This is a genomic window from Protofrankia sp. CiP1_Cm_nod4 (assembly GCF_982290645.1).
In genome coordinates, this window is record NZ_CEVIVC010000018.1 from 21,670 (window position 1) to 28,128 (window position 6,459).

Consider the following 6,459-nt stretch of genomic DNA (forward strand, 5'->3'; position numbering starts at 1 on the left):
GGCCGGCCGGCCACCACTTGCCTGATGCGAAGGCGGGTGTTCTCGGGCCGGGCAGGCACCGGCCGGTTGCGGCGGCCGTCCCTTCGGCTCCGCTTCCGCCCTTTCCCCGGCTGGCCTCCTTGCGGCCGGCCCCGGAGTTCCTGTGGCCCAGGCCTGCGCGGGCGGGCGGGAGAGGCTTTGTAACACGGTCGTGGAGACGATGGTCATGGCAGTGTCAGGGCCGAGCCGGCTCCCATCACGACCGGTACGACCCCGAGCGCGATGAAGGCGGGCAGGAAACACAGGCCGAGTGGTGCCACGGCGATGACTCCCGCCCGGCGGGCCGCGGTCAACGCGCGTTCCTGCCGCCTGACGCGGGTCTGGTTCGCCAGCCGTTCCAGGGTCGCGGCCAGGCGGGCACCGGATTCCTCGCTGCGGTGCAGCGCCCGTGCGAACGCCGCGATCTCGTGCGCCTCCGCCGTGGCCGCCGGTCGGCCGAGCCTGCCCGGGACGAGCCTGGCCCACCGGTTCGCCGCAGGCCCTGAGGAACCCGGCCCGGGGCCGAGCAGCCGGCCGCACGCCTCCGCCATGGACGCGCCGAGACGCAGGCCGCGGCTGACCATGCCCAGCTCCGCTCCGAGCGGGCCAGCGACAGCGCCGGCCACGATGCCCAGGGCTGCCACAATGGGCGCACCGGCCGTCAGGCAGGCCGCGATCAGGTCGAGAGCCAGCGGCAGATCCTCGACGAGACGTGCCTGCCGGTGCTGGGCATCCTGATCCGGCGCGGAGGCCAGCAGCCGGGCCGCGACAGTGCCGACGATGATCCCGACGACCACGCCCGCCGGTACGGGCAGGACCACGGCGGGCCCGAGGCCGGCCGCCACGCTGAGAACGGCCCGTCGCAGCGTCGGCCCGCGCACGTTCGGGCGCCATCCACCGGTCATGCGCTCACCGGCCGTCCGGCCTGCGGACGGATGACCGGTGCCCGCCGCCTGCGCGTCCGCTACCCGCCGTTCGAGGGAGCGCCGCGTCGGCCCGGGGGCCGTGCCGGAAAGCGGGCGGAAGACGGCGACACGACGTTGTACATGGTCACGTAGCGTTGTTGTTCCGGTCAGCCAGGACGCGGACGCCATGCACAGCGCGGCCATGATGAGCAGGAGCTCGCGGCGGGAGAAGGCCGGGGCTCCAGCGGCCAGCGCGAGTGAGGTGTGCGCCGGCCCGTCGGCGACCGACGGCTGCCACAGCGGCTGCCACAGCGGTTGGATGCTCACCGGGGCAGCCCTTGCAGCTGCTGGGAGTGATCGATGTCCTTGCGATCGCGCATGCCTGCGTCGCGGTTACCGGCCACCTCGGTGAGCCGGTTGATCCAGGCCAGGCCGGCGAGGTCGAGCGCCAGGCCGACGACCAGGCAGAGCGCTCCGGCTCGAGTACCCAGAAGGACCGTCAGCGGCGAGGCGCCGAGCAGCGCGCCAAGCGCGATCCCGGCGACAGGCAGGGAGGCGACCAGCCGCCCGGAGGCCCGCGGCCCGGCGAGTGCCATGGCGACCTCGCCGTCCCGCTCACGCTCGTCGCGCACGACAGCGGCGAGCCTGTTCGCCAGCGGGGCCAACGGGATACCGGCGTGCTGGCTCACCCGCCATGCGGCCGCAAGCTGACGCAACGTCGGCGCCTCGCACGCCGCGAGCGCGACGGCCGGGTCCGTCCGGTGGGCGAGCGCGACGCGCAGCGCCAGCGGGTCGTGTATGCGTACGCCCCGGCCGGCCGCGCGCCGCCGGTCGTGACCAGGCGCGACAGGCTCGTCAGGCCTGCCCGGCCCGCCGGCGTCGTCGACGGCCGCCCGCAGGGCCTCGTCGGGCCGCCGGCCGGCCTCGAGCTCGGTGGCGAGCGCGGCGATGATCTCCTCCGCGCCTGCCCGCTGCCTACCGCGCCACCGTTGGTCCGCGGCGCGCCACAGAGCCCGTCGGAGCGTCACGGCGCCGACGACACCCGTGCCGGCGGCCACCGGGCCCAGAAGCACACCGATGACGGCCGTCCCCGCCGCCGCGACCGCCACGGGTAGCCAGGACCGGTCGGCCGGCCGGGCCACCGATGGTTTCGGCCGGTGACCAGAAACGTTTGGATTGTGGCCTGACGCGCCACCGGTTCCACGGCCCTGCCAGTTCGGCTCCGGCCATGCCGTGGCCGCCGCGCGGACCCGGGGCGGCCGCCGCCCGACCGGCCCGGCGGCCAGCGCCGCGGCGCCGGCGCAGCAGCCGGCGGCAAGTGCCACGGCCAGCATCACCGACCACCGGCGGCGGCGCGGAGCAGGTCAGGGCGCGGCCCGCCGCGCTCGGCGAGCATCCGGTCGAGAACCCGCGCCCCGGCCCCGGCCACGACGACCTGGGGAGTGTCCAGGTAGCCGTCCCCGTGGCCGCTCCCGCTGTCCCGGGGGTCACGCGACGGCGGGCGCCGGCGCAGGCACAGAGCGTCCAGTACATGCACAAGCCCGCTCTGGTCGCGGAAGAGCACGCCGATCTCGCTCAGCCGACGGATTCCGTCACGATCTCGCCTGAGGTGGACGATGGCCTGCACCGCCGAGGCGAGCTGGCTGTGCAGGGCCGTCCGGTCCAGGCCCGCGAGCGCGGCAAGCGCCTCCATCCGGGCTGGCAGATCGGCCGCCGCGTTCGCGTGGACGGTGCTCAGCCCGCCCTCATGACCAGTATTGAGCGCGACCAGGAGATCCACGACCTCGGCGCCGCGGACCTCGCCGACGACGATCCGGTCAGGCCGCATCCGCAGTGCCTGACGTACCAGATCCCGCAGGTCGATACCGCCCGCGCCCTCGATGTTCGGCGGCCGGGACTCCAGGCGGACGACGTGCGCCAGGTCCACGACGAGCTCGGCGGTGTCCTCCACGATCACGACCCGGTCGGCGGGGTCGACCCGGCCCAGCAGCGTGCCCATCATGGTCGTCTTGCCCGAACCGGTGCCGCCGGTGACCAGGGTGGCCAGCCTGCCCCGCACGAGCGCGTCCAGTGCCTCGGCCATGGCGGGGGCGACCGTGCCGGTCGATACGAGATCGTCCAGGGTGAACGGACGCGGCCGTGGGATCCGCAGGGACAGGCAGGTGCCCGTGACCGCGACAGGCGCGAGCACGGCGTGCAGGCGGGTGCCGTCGCCGAGGCGCGCGTCGGTGAACGGGGTGGCGGCGTCCAGGCGCCGGCCGGTCGCGGCGGCCAGCCGGACGGCGAGCCGGCGTACCGCGTCGTCGTCGGGGAAGGTGATCCCGCACCGCTGGAGGCCGCTGCCGCGGTCCACCCAGACCTCCGCCGGCCCGTTGACCAGGATGTCGGTGACGAAGGGGTCGGCCAGCAGCGGCTCAAGCGGGCCGGCACCGACAAGCTCCGACTCCAGCGACCGGTAGAGATCCAGCGAGTCGCCGTCGGCAGGGCCGGTTTCGGCCCGGACGGCCGCCGCGATGCGCGCGGACGTCATCGCGGCGCCGGAGCCGACCAGCCGTCGGCGGATCCCGGCCAGCAGCTCCTCGTCAGGGTGCGCGGCGTCCGCGGTGCCGGGAGGGACAGCGGTGCCGGGAGGGACAGCGGCCGGCATCGTCAAGGGGCGTTCCGGGCCCCTCCGCTGGACAGTGATGTGATCGTGGGAGTGGTATGGCGCGGCCCCGGGCGTGGAGCGCTCGGCGGCGGAATACTCGTTCATGCTGCCACGTCCGGACGGGCCAGGCCGAGGTCGTCGAGGATCCGGCCGCTGACCCGGGCCAGCGAGCTGCGGCGCCGGCCGCCCGGCGGTTCGCCCCGCTCCAGCCCGGAGGCGAGGCCCTGGTCGTGCCGTAGCGTCCCGGCCACCGGCAGCCCGAGCGCGTCGGAGACGACATCGGCCTGCAGCCTGGCCGGGCCTGGCAGGCGCACAACGACACGGACGTCGGCACAGTACCGGTTGACCGTGTCGCACACCCGGCCGGCGGCGGCGACTGCGCGGACCTCGGCCGGCACGACCACAAGGATGAGCTCGGCCATCTGCATGGCCGCGGCCGCGGTCAGGTCGGGAAACCGGGGAAGGTCGACCACCAGCAGATCGTTCCCGCGCCGGACACTGGCCATGGCCGAGGTCATGACGGACGGTGTGATCGCCGTCGGGCTGGTCCTGTCCCAGGAGAGCACGGGGAGTTCCCCGAGGCAGGGCAGCACCCCGGTCAGTGCCCGGCGTGGCAGCCGGCCGTGGGCGGACACCAGATCCGGCCAGCGCATCCCGGGCCGCTCCTCGATACCGAGGGCGAGGTCGATGCCGCCGCCGAGCGGGTCGGCGTCCACCAGGACCGTGTCGTGGCCACGGCGCAGGGACGCGAGGGTCAGCGCGATCGCGAGGCTGGTGGCCCCCGCGCCGCCGCGGCCGCCCACCACGCCGATCATGGTGCCGTACCGCTGGTCCGGTTCGGTGGCGTCGACGAAGACGTCGATCAGCCAGTCCTCCGCGTCGGGGAGGAAGGCGACATGCTCGGCGCCGAGCCGGACCGCGGCCTCCCACACCCCGCCGTCGTCGAGGTCGGAGCTGACCAGCACGATGCCCGGACGCCGGGGGAGCCCGAGCGCGACGCAGGACGGCACCCGGTCGGCCCCGACGAGGATGAGCGGGGCGCTGTTCCAGTACCGGCGGGCGAGGTCGGCGTCGGCCACGGCGTCCACGGTGGCTCCGGCCGTCGCGGCGAGCCGCAGGAGATCGTCGAGCAGCGGCGGTTCGTCGGTGACGACCAGCGGCCGGGCACCCGGCCCGGGTTCGGGAGCGAGGCTGGGGACGGGCGGTGCGGATGTCATGGCAGGGCCCTTCTGTCGTCGGATAGTGGGAGCCGTCGGATAGCGGGGACGGACGTCCACCATGACGCACATCGGGCCTGTGGATAATTCGTTCTCCACAGCCTCCGAATATGTTCTAATAAAGGATTTTCGGGCCGGTAATGATCGATCTACGTCGATGACGTCGACAGTCCACCGACGCCGATCCACCGACGCCGATCCACCGACCCGTTAATCTGTTGAGGCGGGCCGCTGGCTCGACGGCCGGACCGTGGTAGGATCGCCCCCGAGGTGAAGGCGCGGCTCGGTGGCTCGAGCCGCAGAAGCCGAATGCGGAAGAGTGCGCGTGCGGAAGTTGAGCGCGGAAGAGCGAGCATGATGCCGCCGGTCTGGATGGTCGTCCGTAACAGTCGCTGGTCAATGCTGGGTGACCATCCGGACGCGAGGCCGTGTGATCGAGTATCTGGTAGAGGCGGCCGGGGTCGCGTAACCTCGTGCAATTTACATTACTCTGAGTTATTTATGCTGGTCGCAGCACTGATCCAAAATTGATCAAATCTTTCGATCAAGTAAGGAGGATGCGGTCACGAGGCTCTTGACTTTTAGTTCGCCCGGACGACGGCCTCACAGATGGCCAGGGATTCACGGGCACCCAGTTCCAGCGCGTGGGCGTAATAAATGATCCATCGACGGACGCCTTCGGCGCCCGCTCCGGCGTAGGCACGGGCGGCGTCGGCATAGCCGTCGGTGGGCACGTTACCGGTAGCCGTATTGCGGGTAGCCGCATTTCTGGCGGTCATATCAGCGGTGGTCGTGTCGCTGATAGCCGTCGCGCTGGTGGTGATACGGCCGGATTCGACGTGGCCCACATCCGTCGCGGTCACGGCTTTCGGATCGAGACCGCGGCTGATGAGCACCAGCCGTCCGGCGGCCCGGGCGATGATGCCATCGAACGTACCGAACGGGCGGATGGTCAGCAGTTCGCCTTCCACGATCGCGGCCACGAGAATCGCCGGCGCGGAAGTCCGGGCCAGCAACAGTTCGGTGAGCCCGCTCAGCCGCGCGGCGGTCTCGGCAGGCGAGGGCGCCGGCCCCAGACCGAGGGGGTCTGCCGGATCCACGATGGCCGCGACGCCCGTTCCCCCGGCGGGCACCGCTGTGGGCGAGCCGCCGGAAGCCACCTGACCGCTGGAACCGGAAGCGGCCGGCCGGCCGGTGTGGGAGACGGGCGCGGGTGAAGCGTCCGCGGGCAGGAGGTCCGCGGACGAAGCAGGCGAGGCGGTGGGATGCTCCCGCTCTCTTGGCCGGCCGAGGTCGATGTCCGCGATGAGGCCGCGGGCGACAAGCACGTGCATCCGGGCGAGTGCCTGTCGCGGTGCCCGCTCCCAGGCGCCGCGCAGCGTCCCCAGTTCGGCGTAAAGCCGGATCGCGCCGAGTGTGACGTCGATGTCAAGGGCCCCGGCTGTGCCCGCCAGGCCACCGGCGGGTTCGTCACCCGGCTGTCCACCGGCCCCTTCGTTCGCGTCGGCGGCCGAGCCGCTGGCACCGCTGCCAGCGGTGCCAGCGGGGGAACCGGCACCGGGCGTCGCCGCTGGCAGGGCACGGTTCAGGCGCGCGCGCAGGGCCTCCAGGCCGACGTCGTGACCCTCCAGGGCAGCCGATGCCCGAGCGGCCCGCAGCGACACCTCGGTCG

The 6,459-nt window shown here is 73.2% G+C and carries 5 protein-coding genes; all 5 read right to left on the reverse strand.

Annotated elements, in window-relative coordinates; translation table 11 throughout:
• Positions 1-203: 203 nt before the first annotated feature.
• Positions 204-1,250, reverse strand: coding sequence for a type II secretion system F family protein (locus tag AC5LSR_RS05940; protein WP_250287036.1), 1,047 nt, complete (start codon positions 1,248-1,250; stop codon positions 204-206).
• The gene (locus tag AC5LSR_RS05945) at positions 1,247-2,257 is read right to left on the reverse strand and encodes a type II secretion system F family protein (RefSeq protein WP_493468234.1); all 1,011 of its coding nucleotides are present in this window, start codon (positions 2,255-2,257) and stop codon (positions 1,247-1,249) included. The genes AC5LSR_RS05940 and AC5LSR_RS05945 overlap by 4 nt, the downstream gene beginning before the upstream one ends.
• Entirely contained in the window at positions 2,257-3,675 is a 1,419-nt protein-coding gene (locus tag AC5LSR_RS05950) for a TadA family conjugal transfer-associated ATPase (protein WP_250286073.1), read from the reverse strand. Before AC5LSR_RS05950 ends, AC5LSR_RS05945 begins: the two co-directional genes overlap by 1 nt.
• Positions 3,672-4,787, reverse strand: a complete 1,116-nt coding sequence (gene ssd / locus AC5LSR_RS05955; protein WP_250286072.1) for a septum site-determining protein Ssd — start codon at positions 4,785-4,787, stop codon at positions 3,672-3,674. Before ssd ends, AC5LSR_RS05950 begins: the two co-directional genes overlap by 4 nt.
• A gap of 581 nt (positions 4,788-5,368) precedes the next feature.
• Positions 5,369-6,451 (reverse strand): hypothetical protein, encoded by a 1,083-nt coding sequence (locus AC5LSR_RS05960; protein WP_493468236.1) that lies wholly within the window; start codon positions 6,449-6,451, stop codon positions 5,369-5,371.
• Positions 6,452-6,459 lie beyond the last annotated feature (8 nt).

What these genes read in the sequence shown, in the direction of transcription:
- AC5LSR_RS05945 (WP_493468234.1), bottom strand. Translation starts at nt 2,257, where the DNA reads ATGCTGGCCGTGGCACTTGCCGCCGGCTGCTGCGCCGGCGCCGCGGCG.
- AC5LSR_RS05950 (WP_250286073.1), bottom strand. Translation starts at nt 3,675, where the DNA reads ATGAACGAGTATTCCGCCGCCGAGCGCTCCACGCCCGGGGCCGCGCCA.
- ssd (WP_250286072.1), bottom strand. Translation starts at nt 4,787, where the DNA reads ATGACATCCGCACCGCCCGTCCCCAGCCTCGCTCCCGAACCCGGGCCG.